This window comes from Fictibacillus sp. Mic-4, from assembly GCF_049843615.1.
In the GTDB taxonomy this organism is placed as follows: domain Bacteria; phylum Bacillota; class Bacilli; order Bacillales; family Fictibacillaceae; genus Fictibacillus_A; species Fictibacillus_A gelatini.
On sequence record NZ_JBBHZM010000012.1, the window covers coordinates 63,083 to 78,810 of the forward strand.

Consider the following 15,728-nt stretch of genomic DNA (forward strand, 5'->3'; position numbering starts at 1 on the left):
GAAAATGAGGGCGGCGGCCTCCTTCAACGGGGAAGTTGTGGAAAGGGGCATATGAAATAATGTTTAACTTTTGGACCCTCATCCAGTCTAAGTTTGTTCAAATCATACTAGCAGTCTGTTTTTCATTGTTTGCAGGAACCATTCTTACAAGCCATCTTCCATTTCAATCGGCAAAGCTTATGGCGGGGCTCTCCGTGATCTATCTGGTGGTCTTAATCGGCGTATGGCACCTTAGAAAACAGATCGCCTCACTATCATTGCCAGCGTTCTTGCTCTATTTGTTAATCATCAGCTCTTTTTTGGGAGCGGCCGTTTTTAACATTCAAGTAGGGCCAATCAGTCTATTTCCCTATCGAATGATCTATCTCATGCTGCTGTTTGTGACGGCCATTTTCATCGCGCAAAATAGAATCCAACTGGACTTTCGGCGGGTAAAGGTAAAACCGGCATTGCTTTTTCATCTTTTTTGGGTGGTATATGCCATTGCATCGCTAAGTTGGTCACGTTCGCTTAAAATGGGGGCCCTGTCCATTATTTTCCTGGGGATTGGTATTTCCCTTATCTTTTTTATCGTTTTCTTTTTTCAAGAACAGAGCCATTTTCGGCATCTGTTTTATATATGGATTGGCATGTTTCTCTTGCTTGTTGTGATTGGCCTTTGGAATCATGTCACCCATCTCTATTTGCCGGTTTCGAGAATGAAGACGGCCCCGGCTGATCAACATGGCATCCCGACAGCCGTATTTGTTAATGAAAATGATTTTGCGAGTTTCATAGCGGTTAGTTTTTTTCTGCTGCTTTCTTTTGTCCACCAGGCAAAGCATCTCGCGTTTAGATGGATAGGAGCCGTTTTCCTTTTCTTATCATTGTATATTCTTCTTTTGACGTCATCGAGAGCCAATTTTATCGCAGTTTGCCTTGGAATGGGCTTTTGGTTTTTATTTTTGGCAAGCCGAAGGGCGAAAGTCGGGCTGATGGTCATTGGATTGGCGGGAGGTGTTCTCCTATCGGCCATCTATACAGAAAAAGTGCTGGAGTTCATTCATTTTGCCAAACAGATCGTCGATAGTTTAATGATTGGCCCAGCGAAAGAAAATGCATCTGTTGACATTCGCTCCAACTTGATCAAAAATGGCTTGCTGTTTTTTCAACAAAGCTTCGGGTTTGGAATTGGACCCGGAAATGCAGAGTTTTACATGGGGCACTTTGGCAAATATCCGACAGCTGGAATTGTCAATGTCCATAATTGGTGGGTCGAAATATTGGTCAACTATGGGATGGCGGTTTTTGTTGGCTATATTTTGCTATATGCCTGGATTATTTGCCGGCTCATTCTTATATTCAAGCAGGCAAGAGGCTGTGACCGAATGATCAGCGAAGGCCTGATCGGCGGCATGATCGCATTTTCCCTTTCATGCATCAGCCCGAGCTCACAAATTGCCCTAAATTATTTATGGCTATTGTTCGCATTTGCGATTGGATTTATCAATTATTGGAGAATAAAACATGAAGGAGTCGTCTATGGACAGCGAATTGAAAAACTCGATCAATAGAATAATGGGGCGATTGCGGAAGTATTTCCTTCTCTTTTTATTGGTCCCAGTTTTAACGACGGTGGTTGCCTATTTCACAGCAGTCATGTCTTCCTCTTCGTATGAGGCAACGGCCAAAATATCGCTTGGCCAATTTGATAATTCTTCCTACAATACAGTGGCTAAAGCAAAGCAGTTAATCACAAGCAAGGAGTTTCTTTCCGACATTGATGGATTAGACAAAAAAACGGATGAACTCAAAGATAACTTGGACATTTTGCAAGAGTCAGACACGATTATGACCGTTTCATTGACAGATGGAAACCAATCGAATGCTAAAAGGATGTTAAGGCAAATTGTCGATGCATTTTTGCAAAAAAGCGATTCTGAAAAAGACAAGTGGACCGCCTTGTTGCAGCAAAAAATAAGCCAGGTTAAGAATTTGAATGTTTCAAGCGACGAGGGGAAAGTCAACCGGGAAAAATTGTTGTTTGAATTACAATCCAGTTTGTATAAGGTGAAACCTGCGGAAATCATTGATCAGCCGACGATCGTTCCTTTAAAGGCAAATCCTTTGCATCAAGCGGCATTAGGATTACTGATCGGAATAATGCTCAGCGCCACGCTCTTATTGCTACCGGAGATTTTCAGGGAGCGCCATGAAAATAAGGAAGTCGGCGGAATTATGACTTCAATTGAATAAAATTTGAAAAGTCCATTCCAAAAGGATGGACTTTTTCTAGTGCCCCTTCTAAAAAAGTGAGCATCCTTATTTTAAGAACACCTTGTTAGATCTGCGAAATGAGGAAAAACGGTCACGAATCGTTACATCATTTAAACTGGTTTCGTTCTCGGACAATAAGTGCTCTTATTTAGACAATAAATCATCCGGTTTAGACAATAAAATTTTACTTTTGGACAATAAGCGAAAAAACTACTCATTTTATTGTCCGACACAGGCCATTTATTGTCCGATGGAATCGATTTATTGTCGGAAATCCACTGTTTATTGTCCAAATGCCCTGAAATTAGCACTACTACTGAAGAAGTTTGATCCTGTTTTTTGCTTTCATCTTCCTATCTTTTTTACAGGTGAAAATTGATTCTTGAAAATAAGATCTTTCTTAGCTGAAGGGGCTTCGGGTCCCCGGGTTTTTTAATGGAGATCTAGCATTTCTAAAGAAGTGTCGGTTGATGGACGGTTTCCTTTAGATAGGAGAACAGCTTATCTTTCAGTTCATCGCGTTTCAAGGCAAAGTCGATGGAAGCTTGCAAGATCCGAACTTATCACCAACATCATAACGATTGCCCTCGATGATGTACGAATAAACGTCTTCATTTTCCAATAAAGTGTCGATCGCATCGGTTAGCTGAATTTATCCTTCCGCATCCTGCCTTCCGTTTTCCAATATGGCGAAGATTTGCGGGCTCAATATGTAGCGCCCGATAATGGCCTGATTAGATGGCGCTTTTTCAATGGATGGTTTTTCGATAAGCCCATTAATTTTATATAAATCTTCAGATTTCCGGGAGGGGGCAACGATCCCATATTTGCTGACGTCTTTTAAGGGCACTTCTTTTACGCCAAGGATCGTAGACCGGACATTATTGAACTGGTCTATCATTTGCTTTAGCGCGACACGCGGCTGTCGATAATGTCGTCTCCAAGAAGGACGGCAAATGGCTCATCCCCAATGAATTTTTTTGCGCACCAAACGGCATGGCCAGGGCCTAAAGGCTCCTTTTGGCGGACATAATGAATGTCAACCATGTTGGATATATTCTCAACGATTTGAAGGAGCTCCATTTTCCTGTTTTTTTCAAGCAATAGCTCCAATTCCACGGATTAGTCAAAATGGTCCTCAATCGCCCGCTTGTTCCGTCCGGTAACGATGATAATATCTTCAATTCCCGATTTCACTGCTTCTTCTATAATATATTGAATCGTCGGTTTATCTACGATCGGCAGCATTTTTTTTGGCTGGGCTTTCGTTGCAGGGAAAAAGCGGGTGCCAAGCCCCGCTGCCGGAATAACTGCTTTTTTATCAACAATGCTCACTCCTCTATGGTCATTCTTTCAAATGGGAAGCAGCTTCATCACTTGTTGCTATAGTTTCTGTTTTTCGTTTCATTTAAGGAAGCCGTTATTCCGGATATCTTTTTATAAAGCGATAATACCGGTCTGTATTTATGATGGACGAGGCCAATCAGCTCGGCAATGACTTCGGCCATAAGCAGGAGGCTGAACGTGATGGCAATTCCGCCCCAGAGGGTGCTTGCCTCAAAAAGGCAGGCGGAAATGCTGAAGAGCAGGCTGAGCATATAAATGATGCATACCGTGGCTTTGTGGGACAATCCCAGGCTCATTAAGCGATGGTGCAAATGCCCTTTATCCGGAGAGGAGATGGGCTTTTTATGGGCGATCCTCCTAAGAATAGCGCATGTTGTATCAAAAACCGGCACGCCCAAAATGATGATCGGAACGACAAAGCTAAACAGTGTGACACTTTTATAAAGGCCGAGCAACGATAAAACGGAAATGGAATACCCCAGGAATAACGATCCCGTATCTCCCATGAAAATTTTCGCCGGATTGAAGTTGTAAAAGAGAAACCCTGACGTAGAACCAATCAATAAAAGAGCCATTGTCAAAATCATCACATGTCCGTGAGTCCCTGCCATAAATGCGATCGTACCGATAACGATGACCGATACTCCGGCGGCCAGCCCGTCAAGTCCATCAATCAGGTTGATCGAATTCGTAATCGCGACAATCCATACTACGGAGGCGATAAAAGCGAAAGCGCCGAGGTCGATTTTTCCGACAAATGGGATGGCCAGGATGTCAATCGTCAATCCGGACTTCGCTACAATCATCCCTGCGCCGATTTGCCCAATGAGTTTCGCTTTTGGCGATAAACCGATTTTATCGTCTGCCATTCCTATCGCAAGGATGATGATCGCTCCTACAATGATTCCCGTCATTTCCTCCTGATAGAGGCCAGAAATGAAATAGCCGACGACTACGCCCGAAAAGATCCCAAGCCCACCCCAGCGGGGCATAATTTGCTTGTGCACCTTCCGCTCGTTCGGCTGATCGGTCGCTTTAAAAAAATGCGCCAATTGAATGATGAATGGTGTAACCACGAGAACCGTCAAAAAAGAAGCAATCGTTGCTGCAATTAATTGGGTGTTCATGTTAACTCCTTGTTTTTCGGGGCTTTGCAATCGTCATTGAACAGCCCCGTTTTCCATGCGTTTCGGAACATATTGTTGATCTTCCAACGTGCAAATAGCCAGGAATTCTTCCGCAAGCCGCTCTATGTCATGATGCTTTTTAACATAGCGAAAGCTTGAGGCGGCAATTTCCAGTTGCTCTTGTGCTGATAAAGACAGCAATTTCTTTAGCCCTTCCGCAAACGCCTTTTCATCCTCAGGCGGCACGGTGATCCCGGCCCCCGCTCTTTCTACGATGTTGTTATACACCTCTCCCGCAAAAAGGATCGGTTTCCCAATAAGTAAATAATCATTTAACTTATTTAAACTAATTCCATATTTGTAAAGTGGTGTATCGAGCATGGACACCATCAGTACATCAGCGAGATTCAGTGTCGGCATGACTTCTTGTTTCGGTATGCCGTCGAAAAAATAGACGTTTTGAAATTCGCTTGCAAGCGTTTTTAAATTCGGCTTTTCAGGACCTTCCCCAATCAAGACATAAGCGACTTCCTCCGGATCTGTCCATTTTGCGCTTTTTACAATTGTTTCAAGAGAGTTGGCCATTCCGTGGGACCCGACATACATCGCCACTTTTCCGTGCTTCTCCTTGATTTTGCCGATGGCGGCAGCAAGCGAAGTTTCCTTTTCTTTTTCAAAAATGCGGTCCATCTGTATTCCGTTTGGGATGACGTGGATGATCCTTTCATCCACGCCGAGGCTTTTAATATAATTAGCCGCTCCCGGAAGCGTAACGATGATTCGTTCGGCCCGCTTGCATACAAATTTTTCAATTGTCCCAAATAGAAGGACCGCGGGGTGCCTCTCAGACATTTGGCCTAAATCAATCAATGTTCGCGGCCATAGATCTCGTATTTCAACAATGTAAGTCGCTCGCTTCCACTTGCTGAGGAAATAGGCGGCAAGGCAGGCGAACAGGTGGACGGAAGATCCGACAATCGCATCCGGCTTTTCCTTCATCCGCATCCCCCTATAAAGCGCCATGAAAAAGTAACTTGCCATATTTAAAATGCGCTTTACGCCGTTTCCTTTATAGGGAAGAGTCCAGACCCATTCAAATTCAACGCCATTGACGTTTTCGCTGTAATTTTTTCTTGCCTTATTCCGCCAGACAAATTTATAGGCTAAAAAGCTGCTGGCAAAGATCCGTAAACGATGCCCTCTTTTCACAAGCTGATGGGCGATATCATAATGTCTCGTAATCCCTGTTTCTGATGGTTTCAATGCAACATGGTTCAATATCCAAATGTTCAAATGGCCTCACTCCAAGTCCGAGACAATAGTTTGATTAAAGCAAATGATAGTTTTTAATTTTCGTTGCCAATCCTTTAAACGCATTTCTCGTGTCGAACAACGTGGTTGTATGTTCGGCAATCATTTCATAGTCGAAATTCGAATGGTCCGTTGTTAAAATGACAAGGTCAGCATTCTCAAGCAGCTCTTTAGAAAGCGGCACTGTCCGAACCATATCTCCTTTATATTTGAAAGAAGCGACATATGGGTCAACAACCGTCCACTCGGAACCTGACTGATCAAGCTGTTCAATAATCGGAAGCACCGGTGATTCGCGCATATCATCAATGTCTTTTTTGTAAGCAACACCGAGTAATACCACCTTTGCGCCTTTTAGTGCTTTTTGCTCCTGGTTTAAAATTCTCATACAGCGGTCAATGACGAAGTCGGCCATGCTGTTATTGATTTCCCCTGCCGTTTCAATCAAACGTGTATGATAGTGGTATTCTCTCGCTTTCCATGTTAAGTAAAACGGATCAATCGGGATGCAGTGTCCGCCAAGACCCGGCCCCGGATAAAACGCCATGAATCCGTATGGCTTTGTTGACGCCGCCTCAATCACTTCCCAAACGTTGAGGTTCATTTTATGGCATAAAATCGCCATCTCGTTGGCGAGTCCAATATTGATGTTGCGGAACGTGTTTTCCAATATTTTTTCCATTTCAGCGACAGCCGGGCTCGATACTTCATGAATGTCGCTTTCAAGAACCGCCTTATATAATGCAGCGGCAATTTTGGTGCATTCCGGTGTAACGCCGCCGACGACTTTTGGCGTGTTTTTCGTATTGTAGATTTTATTTCCCGGGTCAACCCGCTCCGGGGAATAGGCGATGAATATATCCCTCCCGCACTTCAGGCCGCTTGATTCAATGATCGGCAAGAGCAGTTCTTCGGTCGTTCCCGGATAGGTGGTGCTTTCCAGTACGATAAGCATCCCTTTGTGGACATATTTGGCAATTTCTTTTGCCGAATTTTCAACATAGGAAGTGTCAGGCTGATAATACGTATCAAGCGGAGTTGGAACACAGATCGCAACAGTGTCGACTTCGCGAATGAAGGAATAGTCGGTCGTTGCCGTGATTCGTCCGGCTAGAGCCAGTTCGGCGAGTTCTTCATCAACGACATCGCCAATGTAGTTCACTCCTTCGTTCACCATATTGACGCGGCTTTCCTGAATGTCGAAGCCGATCACTTTAAAGCCAGCTTTTGCTTTTTCCACAGCGAGCGGAAGGCCAACGTATCCAAGGCCAACGACACCAATAACTGCTTCTTTCGTTTCAATTTTTTCGAGCAACGTTGTTTCATTTAGAACTTCTATCATCGTGGAACCTCCTCGTATGTTAGCTTGAAAGGTTGATTCGTTTCGGCTGATTTATACATTGCAAGGACAAGTTCCAATGCCCTCTTCCCGTCAGTTCCTGTTACGGCAGGCTGCCGGTCTTCTTTGATCGCCTGAATCATGTCTTCGATCAAGCATTGATGTCCTGGCTTGCCATAAGGATCCTTTTCAATTTGGCTGACGAAACGGTCGACTTCCTCACGATTCATGCCTTTCACGTCCCAGTGTTCGATGTGTATGGCAGACGGGCCGCCGATCTTGATCGTTCCGTTTTCCGCAAAGATGCTCAGTGATTCTTCGAAATTGCGTGGATAAACGGTGGTTGCTGTTTCGATGACGCCAAGCGCCCCGTTGGCAAATTTAACGAGACCTGTGCATACATCCTCTGCTTCAATGTTTCGCAATCTCGTTGCACTCATGCTAAACACCTCTTGAACTCCACCCATCATCCACAGCATGAGGTCAAGGTTGTGAATGGCCTGGTTCATCAATACTCCGCCATCAAGTGATTTCGTTCCGCGCCATGGCGCCTGGTCATAATAACTCTGGTTTCGATTCCAGCGGACAGTCGCATTCACATGGCTTATTTTTCCGAGCTTCCCGCTTTCGACAATTTTTTTCAGCTCCATCATCGCTGGACGAAAGCGGTTCGGGTGGATGACTGCAAGTTTGACGCTGTTTTCTTCACAGGCGCGGATGATTTGGTCGGTATCTTCAAGCGATAACGCGATCGGTTTTTCAACGATGATATGTTTTTTTGCTTTTGCTGCGCGGACGGCAAGAGCCGCATGGAAACCGCTTGGCGTACAAATATTGATCACATCAATGGCCGGATCATCCAACAATTCGTTGAAATGAATATAGGTTTCTGCATTATATCGATCACGGTAATAGTCCATATGGAAAGGCACGGTATCACATACGGCTGTCAGTTTAGCATCTGGAATTTGTTCAATCGCTTCAGCATGCTTTTTAGCAATATGGCCGCAGCCAACAATCGCGAAATGGATCATGATCAAAACTCCTTTATTTTGTTTCTGACATCTTCATATTCACCTTAACGTATTTACAGGCTCTGCGCGGTTAAGTCTCGGTAAAGTGTTTGTAAAGCGAATGTGAAGAAATATGAAGGAATGTAAAGGCGGATTCAAAAGGAAAGACCTCCTTTCGTGGAATAGGAGGTCTTTCTTGATCTATCAAGTAAATAAAACGTAAAGCACGCCAAAGAGTAGCCAGACGGGTGTGCACATGGCGACACCCCATAGTAAGCCGATCATTACATCACAATTTTCGTTAACGTCCATGCTAGCCTCTCCCCTTTTCGAAGGATTCACTACGGGTAACGATGTTGATTTAAGTTCATGATAAGCTTTAACTATTAAGCCAGATTGATTGGTTTATGAAGATACTGTAAATGTAATGTAATGATTACGAACAATGAAACACCGATATCCGGGATAAGGATATCGGTGTTTTTAATAAACATACGGTCCGATCAGGAACATGACGATCAATACGTCCACTCCAATAAAGTAAGCCACTTTACTGAATAAGCCCCATTCGGCTCCTTTTCCGGCTTTTACTATCGCCAGCGAGAGAAGGCCGATGAAGAGCGGGATGAGATAATGGCTTCCGGCAAAGGTGAGATAGGGCGGCGCGAACGTTTCAAACCGTGCATTAAACAGTTTTTGAATGACATACAATTGGGTGGCGAGATAAAGCGCGATCGCTGTTATTTTCACCCACAGTTTATCATCTTCAATTTCATTGATTTTCACTACATACAAAATGACAAGGAACAGGGCCGGCGGAATAATCCAGACAAAGGCATTCGTCATGACGATAAACGAAACGAGAATAGAGGAAAAAGCATCAATGATGCTATTTTCAAAGTCCGCCTTCGCCATCTTTTGGCTTTCCGCTATTACCTGCTTGTTTTGGCTTGCCCCATAAAGAGTAAATTGATCCCCGCGATTGTTATTCAGCCAAATCACCGTTTTCTTATTTAAATGCATGGCATATTGCGACATTCCGGGTGTCGTGCTGATCCGGGCAGCTACCCATTTCCCTTCTTCTTTTTCCGCTTTATAAACATTAATTGCCTCTTTTTTATGATTAATCGGCCCTGTTGCAGAGAAAAGTAAGGTCGGATCATTCCCCTCAAATGAGACCCTTATATTGTCGGGATTTTCAATCGTCCGCCCGTTTTCTTTATCGCTAAAGAGAATTTTATGAAAAGGCACTTTATTTAATTGGGGAAGAGTCCCTGTTCCTAAATAGGCATAAAACTGTTTTGTCCCTTGTTTCGTCGTGCCTTTGACAAAAGAAACAGCAAGCTTATTACCATCTTCGGCAAAGTGATAGCCGAACATGCTTTCATCGACGCCTTTCGTTTCGGTTAAAACAGGGATTTCTTTGTATCCGGAGCCGCTCTTTTGGAAGTAGGACAGCCTGACTTCCGAGTCGCCTCCCGTTGCGACCAAAAATGAAGCCGAGCCCGGATTGCCGACAACATCCGCGATAAGATGCTTTTCTGTTTTAATAAATGTTTTCTTTAACGTTTCCGGATTTAAAATGTAAAGCTTATTTCCTTTGTAATACATAATAGCGTCCTGACTACCGGCAAGGCTATCAACGTTTTGGTCAATGACTTTTTCGCCGTTTTTTGTAAAAAGAGTCAAGTTCCCATTTGACAGGGCGAACACTTTGTTTTTATTGGCCCAGAACGGACTGTTTTTGTCTGTATGAACACGTATCGATGAAGACTTTTTAACATTAAGCTTATCGTCTACTGTTAAATGCGTCATTTTGCTTTCCGTTGTTGTATAAAGGTCAAAGCCATGATCCCCGCGCCACATGAAAGGGGCTTTATCATCTGAAAGGGCAGGAAGCTGGATAGAGCGGCTCCATTTTTTAGAAGGGAGTTTCGTTTCACCCTTCACATTATGGACGATCACCAAACTGAAAAAAATAAGTATGGCAACTAGAGGGAGGAGAAATCCGGCTATATTTTTATCCGGTTTCTTTTTCATTTTTTCTCCCGTGGCGGAGCTTGCTGTGACATTCGACATGATCATACCTCGCTTTTAATTCTTAAGTATCTGACTAGAAGCATTTCGACAATGGTTTCAAAAATTCCTTTTTTTGAGATTTTTTTGGAGCAAGAAAGTATGCTATAGTCGTAGGAAAGAGGTGAAGAGCGTGCAACAACTACTATTAGAGGAATCATGGGAAAAAGCAATTTCGCAAAAGGACAGAACAGAAATTGAACGGGCGTTCCGGGAAATACATAATGGAGAAGGGATAACGTTTACTCCATTATGGGAAGCGGTGAACCATAAAGGGGAATGGCTTATAACGGTGATCATCAACAATTTTACCAGGGATCCGATCAACTTTGATGGAATTCATTTATCTTATGTAGTGAATGGAAAGGCGGCCGCGGGGTCTACGTTCTACTTGCCGTCGCTGGTTGTTCCGGGAAAGGCGAGCATGCCCTGGACGTTTATTTTTCCGGTTGGAAGTTTTGAACAGGATTCAGTTCTGGAAAAAGGGTCGCTATCCATAAGTTAAGGGCTGCCGAAATTTCTCCGGCAGCCCGTGATATTATCGATAATTAATAAACTGTACGTCAATTGGAAGATCGGCTTCGCGGATAAGAGCGATGATTTGTTGCAGGTCGTCGCGGCTTTTGCCGGTCACGCGGACTTGATCATCTTGAACCTGGCTTTTGACTTTCAGTTTTGAGTTTTTAATGATCGTATTGATTTTTTTCGCGTTCTCTTTGTCAATCCCTTGAACCAATTTCGCCCGTTGGCGGACCGTTCCGCCTGAGGCTGGCTCGACTTTCCCATAGTCCAAGTTTTTAATCGGTACATTGCGTTTAATAAGTTTGCTAATTAATACATCCTTCAACTGCTCCAGCTTATATTCGTCATCTGAAACAAGCGTAAGCTCACCGGTTGACTTATCCAGTTTCAATTCACTTTTACTTCCTTTGAAATCATAGCGGTTAGCAATTTCTTTCATAGCGATATTAATGGCATTATCAACCTCGGAAAGATCGACTTTTGAAACAATGTCAAACGAACTTTCTTTACTCATTTAAGATAAACCTCCTATTCTCGTAATGGTTTCCGACTTTATCATTCTACTCAAGTATATCCGAATTTTTAGCGGTTTAAAATGGTTTCGGCTTTTTTACTAGTGCCCTTTCAGTTAAGAAAGTTCTTATTTTCAAGTATCCATTTTCGCCTGTAAAAAATAGAAGGAAAAAACAGGATCAAACTTCTCTAGTGTGGTAGTGTGGTGCTATTTTCATGGCATTTGGACAATAAACAGTGGATTTCCGATAATAAATCGTTTCCATCGGACAAAAAGTAGCCTCAGTCGGACAATAAAATGAGTAGTTTTTTTCGCTTATTGTCCAAAAGTAAGATGTTATTGTCTAAACCGGATGACTTATTGTCCAAATAAGAGCCCTTATTGTCCGAGAACGAAATCATTTTAAATGATGTAACGATTCGTGATCGTTTTTCCTCATTTCACAGATCTAACGAGGTGTTCTTAAAATAACGAGTACTGAAAACTATTTTTCTAGAAGGGGCACTAGTTCAGCATGGGAGGTGGATTTAAATACCAATTTCGTAGTAATATTTTCTCAATTTATCTAGCAGGTGCAAAATACTAATCACAACGGATTTTTCCAATATTATAATAGATTCGAAAGCTACTAAATTTTACAAGGGGGATTTACATGAAAGGGGAGTCCATCCGCAAGATGGGGCGTTCTTTATTGGCCACGGCTTTAACATTATCCGTTTTGGCTGCTCCTGCCTGGACAAAGGAAGTGAAGGCAGAAAAGCCTCATCAAAAGCCGAAACACGAGGTAAAGCTAAGGTTAATGGAAACGACCGACATTCATACAAACATCGTTGATTATGATTATTACAAAGATGCGAAGACAGAAGAGTTCGGCTTAACGAGAACCGCCACATTAATTAAACAGGCAAGAAAAGAAGTAAAGAACTCGATGCTGTTTGATGATGGTGACTTAATCCAGGGAACGCCACTCGGAGATTATAAGGCAAAGGTAAAGAAGTTGAAAGACGGCGAAATGCATCCTGTTTTTAGAGCAATGAAACTCTTAAACTATGATGCAGCATCACTCGGGAACCACGAATTCAACTACGGACTTGATTATTTAGCGGAAGTATTAGATGATTCTCCTTTTCCATATGTGAATGCCAATATTTATAAGGATGACCATGACAATAATCCAAACAATGATAAAAACTATTTCACACCGTATAAAATTTTAAAAAAGACATTCATTGATGAAAGCGGCAAAAAACAGAAAATCAATATCGGAGTCATCGGCTTTGCCCCGCCGCAAATTACACAATGGGATAAAACGAATCTTGAGGGGAAAGTCATTACGAAAGACATTGTAAAAACGGCAGAGAAATTCGTGCCGAAAATGAGAAAGGCCGGCGCGGATATCATTATCGCCCTTGCCCATTCCGGAATCGGCGATGGCAAATATTCAGAAATGGAAGAAGATGCAGCCGTTGATTTAGCCGGGGTCAATGGAATTGATGCCGTATTTTCAGGCCACAACCATAAGTTATTCCCGGGCGACTTTAAAGGCATTCCGGATGTGGATAACGATAAAGGGCTCATTCACGGCAAACCGGTCATCATGTCCGGAAAATGGGGCGACCATCTTGGCGTGATGGACTTAACGTTGAAAAAAGAAAAAGGAAAATGGAAAATCGCCGAATCCAACATTGAATTGCGGGCGATTTACGATAAAGTGAATAAGAAAAGTTTGGCCAAGCCGGATCCGTCGATTTTGGCAGCCGTCATTAAAGACCATTTAGGGACGATTAATTATGTCCGCCAGCCAATAGGGGAAACAACGGCGGATATTCATAGCTACTTTGCCTTAGTCCAGGATGACCCGTCCGTTCAAATTGTAACGAATGCCCAGAAGTGGTACATCGACAAAAAACTAAAAGGAACGAAAGATGAGGGCTTGCCAGTATTGTCAGCAGGCGCTCCGTTTAAAGCTGGCGGACGGAACGGCGCGAGCTACTATACGTACATTCCTAAAGGAACGATGGCGATTAAAAATGCCGCCGACCTTTATTTATACGACAATACGGTAGCGACCATTAAGATTACCGGAGCGGATGTGAAGGAATGGCTGGAGATGTCGGCTGGCCAATTCAACCAGATTGACCCGAACAAAGAGGGCGAGCAAAACTTAATTAATAACAATTATCCAACGTACAACTTTGATACACTCGATGGGGTTACGTATCAAATTGACGTCTCTCAGCCTGCAAAGTATGACAAAAGCGGGAATGTCATCAATCCCGACGCCAATCGGATTAAAAACCTTGAGTATAACGGTAAGCCAGTTGATGACAAGCAGGAGTTTATTGTCGTAACCAATAACTACCGGGCAAGCTCTAAAACATTCCCGGGTGTAAAAAATGCGAAAGATGTTCAATTATACCCGGATGAAAACCGGCAAGTTTTGATCGATTATATTACTGAACAGAAGAAAATTGATCCGAGTGCGGATAACAACTGGACGTTTGCCGCAGTCAGCGGCCATCCGAACATCGTGTTCGACTCTTCACCTGATGCGCAAAAAGTCGTTCCAGCAGACGGCTCGATTCGCTATGAAGGGGAAAGCTCCGACGGATTTGCGAAATATTCATTCAAGCTTCCTGCCAGGCAGAAGGAAAATGTGAAAGTCCAGCTGCTCGGAATCAATGATTTTCATGGGCAGCTCGACACATACAATGCGAAATTGAATGCAGGGGGGGCCGAATATTTAGCCGCTTATTTAAAACAGCGGGAGGCGACAAATCCGAATACATTGCTTGTTGAAGCGGGCGACATGGTCGGGGCAAGCTCCCCGGTGTCGGCGCTCCTTCAAGATGAACCAACCATCCGTTTTTTAAACAAGCTCGGCTTTGATGTCGGGACTGTAGGCAACCATGAATTTGACGAAGGCGTAGCGGAAATGCTTCGCCTCATCCATGGCGGTCCCCACCCGAAAACAGAAGGGAAATACGGCCCGTTTGAAGGGGCTAACTTTCCATATGTAGCCGCTAACTTGATAGATGAAAAGACGAAAAAACCGATCCTCGATCCGTACGTCATTAAAAAAGTAGATGGCATTCCGATCGGCTTCATAGGTGTTGTTTTATCCGACACGCCAGGCATCGTCATTCCGAGCGGTGTAGCCGGCGTGCAGTTTACGGATGAAACGGAAGCGATCAATAAAGCGGCAGAGGAGTTAAAGGCGAAAGGGGTCAAATCGATTGTCGTTCTTGCCCACAACCCGGCCAACTCCAATTTTGACGGGACAGGTGCAACGGGAGAATTAGTCGATATCGCGAATAAAATCGATGATGAAGTCGATGTGTTATTTGGCGGGCATAATCATGCGTTTACGAACACAGTTGTTGATCATAAATTAATTGTCCAATCCTACTCGTATGGCACTGCTTTTTCTGATGTAGACCTTGAAATTGATCCGGATACGAAAGACATCGTTTCGAAAAAAGGCGAAATCGTTACAACGTACCGGGATAAAATTCAACCCGATGCTGATATAAAAGCGATGGTTGATAAATATAAAGAGGATGTTGCCCCGATCATCAATGAAGTAGTCGGACATGCAGCAGAGGCGATTACCCGGGACCCGAATGCGGACGGCGAAATAACGTTAGGAAACTTGATCGCCGACTCGATGAAGGCGCAAACGGGCACGGACTTTGCGTTTATGAACCCTGGCGGCATCCGCTCTGATATTAATGCCGGGGACATTACATGGGGCGAGTTGTTTACCGTTCAACCGTTTGGCAATGATCTTGTGAAAATGGAACTGACCGGCGAACAGATTAGAAAGATTTTTAACGAGCAATGGGCCGATCCAACAAGGCCGAGATTTTTGCAAATTTCGGGATTAAAGGTGACGTACGACGATTCCCGTCCGGCTGGCGATCGTATCGTCGACATTACCTTCCCGGACGGCAAACCGATCGATCCGGAGAAAACGTACACAATTACGACAAACAACTTCCTTGCCGGCGGAGGCGATAGCTTTTTGACGTTTAAAGAAGGCAAGAACCAGGTTGTTGACATCGTCGACCTTGATGCCCTCGTGAAATATGTTAAGGCAAAAGGGGAAGTCAATCCGAAGTTCGAAGGCCGGATTACGAAGTTGAATAAGTAAAAGAAGGAGGGTGACTCGACTGTCACCCTCCTTTTGATACCCCGGGTTGTTGTAAAATGAAAACATCGTT

The 15,728-nt window shown here is 43.7% G+C and carries 10 protein-coding genes and 1 pseudogene; 4 read left to right on the plus strand and 7 right to left on the minus strand.

The genetic code is table 11. The annotated features are described in order from the left end of the window. Positions 1-59 precede the first annotated feature (59 nt). Entirely contained in the window at positions 60-1,553 is a 1,494-nt protein-coding gene (locus WD019_RS10080) for an O-antigen ligase family protein (RefSeq protein WP_425711398.1), read from the plus strand. Continuing rightward, the gene (locus WD019_RS10085) at positions 1,507-2,235 is read left to right on the plus strand and encodes a Wzz/FepE/Etk N-terminal domain-containing protein (protein ID WP_425711399.1); all 729 of its coding nucleotides are present in this window, start codon (positions 1,507-1,509) and stop codon (positions 2,233-2,235) included. The genes WD019_RS10080 and WD019_RS10085 overlap by 47 nt, the downstream gene beginning before the upstream one ends. Before the next feature lie 473 nt (positions 2,236-2,708). Here WD019_RS10085 and galU read toward each other — a convergent pair. The 6 genes and pseudogenes from galU to WD019_RS10115 all read right to left on the minus strand — a co-directional run bounded on the left by galU (position 2,709) and on the right by WD019_RS10115 (position 10,472). Further along, positions 2,709-3,585: pseudogene (galU, locus tag WD019_RS10090) on the minus strand (UTP--glucose-1-phosphate uridylyltransferase GalU). A gap of 44 nt (positions 3,586-3,629) precedes the next feature. Beyond that, positions 3,630-4,730, minus strand: a complete 1,101-nt coding sequence (locus WD019_RS10095; protein ID WP_051291560.1) for a glycosyltransferase family 4 protein — start codon at positions 4,728-4,730, stop codon at positions 3,630-3,632. A 33-nt stretch (positions 4,731-4,763) separates the two neighbouring features. Then, a complete protein-coding gene (locus WD019_RS10100; protein WP_425711400.1) occupies positions 4,764-6,023 on the minus strand; it encodes a glycosyltransferase family 4 protein in 1,260 nt (419 codons plus the stop codon). Between the two features lie 34 nt (positions 6,024-6,057). Continuing rightward, entirely contained in the window at positions 6,058-7,383 is a 1,326-nt protein-coding gene (locus WD019_RS10105; RefSeq protein ID WP_026678827.1) for a nucleotide sugar dehydrogenase, read from the minus strand. Then, positions 7,380-8,414: a Gfo/Idh/MocA family protein gene (locus WD019_RS10110; RefSeq protein ID WP_035351554.1), complete on the minus strand. Its 1,035-nt coding sequence runs from the start codon at positions 8,412-8,414 to the stop codon at positions 7,380-7,382. Before WD019_RS10110 ends, WD019_RS10105 begins: the two co-directional genes overlap by 4 nt. A 462-nt stretch (positions 8,415-8,876) precedes the next feature. Next, positions 8,877-10,472, minus strand: a complete 1,596-nt coding sequence (locus WD019_RS10115) for a hypothetical protein (RefSeq protein WP_026678825.1) — start codon at positions 10,470-10,472, stop codon at positions 8,877-8,879. 130 nt (positions 10,473-10,602) lie between these two features. On the opposite strand from WD019_RS10115, the gene WD019_RS10120 reads away from it, so the two are divergent. Then, positions 10,603-10,974 carry an SLAP domain-containing protein gene (locus tag WD019_RS10120; protein ID WP_425711401.1) on the plus strand — a complete coding sequence of 124 codons (372 nt, stop codon included), beginning with the start codon at positions 10,603-10,605 and terminating at the stop codon, positions 10,972-10,974. A 33-nt stretch (positions 10,975-11,007) separates the two neighbouring features. Here the strand turns inward: WD019_RS10120 and WD019_RS10125 are convergent, their stop codons facing one another. Beyond that, positions 11,008-11,505 (minus strand): YajQ family cyclic di-GMP-binding protein, encoded by a 498-nt coding sequence (locus WD019_RS10125; RefSeq protein WP_026678823.1) that lies wholly within the window; start codon positions 11,503-11,505, stop codon positions 11,008-11,010. Positions 11,506-12,157: 652 nt separating this feature from the next. On the opposite strand from WD019_RS10125, the gene WD019_RS10130 reads away from it, so the two are divergent. Next, positions 12,158-15,658, plus strand: coding sequence for a bifunctional 2',3'-cyclic-nucleotide 2'-phosphodiesterase/3'-nucleotidase (locus WD019_RS10130; RefSeq protein WP_425711402.1), 3,501 nt, complete (start codon positions 12,158-12,160; stop codon positions 15,656-15,658). Positions 15,659-15,728 lie beyond the last annotated feature (70 nt).

Excerpts from the sequence above, each read along its gene's own strand:
- WD019_RS10115 (WP_026678825.1), bottom strand. The coding sequence starts at position 10,472 with ATGTCGAATGTCACAGCAAGCTCCGCCACGGGAGAAAAAATGAAAAAG.
- WD019_RS10125 (WP_026678823.1), bottom strand. The coding sequence starts at position 11,505 with ATGAGTAAAGAAAGTTCGTTTGACATTGTTTCAAAAGTCGATCTTTCC.
- WD019_RS10130 (WP_425711402.1), top strand. The coding sequence starts at position 12,158 with ATGAAAGGGGAGTCCATCCGCAAGATGGGGCGTTCTTTATTGGCCACG.
- WD019_RS10110 (WP_035351554.1), bottom strand. The coding sequence starts at position 8,414 with ATGATCCATTTCGCGATTGTTGGCTGCGGCCATATTGCTAAAAAGCAT.
- WD019_RS10105 (WP_026678827.1), bottom strand. The coding sequence starts at position 7,383 with ATGATAGAAGTTCTAAATGAAACAACGTTGCTCGAAAAAATTGAAACG.
- WD019_RS10085 (WP_425711399.1), top strand. The coding sequence starts at position 1,507 with ATGAAGGAGTCGTCTATGGACAGCGAATTGAAAAACTCGATCAATAGA.
- WD019_RS10095 (WP_051291560.1), bottom strand. The coding sequence starts at position 4,730 with ATGAACACCCAATTAATTGCAGCAACGATTGCTTCTTTTTTGACGGTT.
- WD019_RS10080 (WP_425711398.1), top strand. The coding sequence starts at position 60 with ATGTTTAACTTTTGGACCCTCATCCAGTCTAAGTTTGTTCAAATCATA.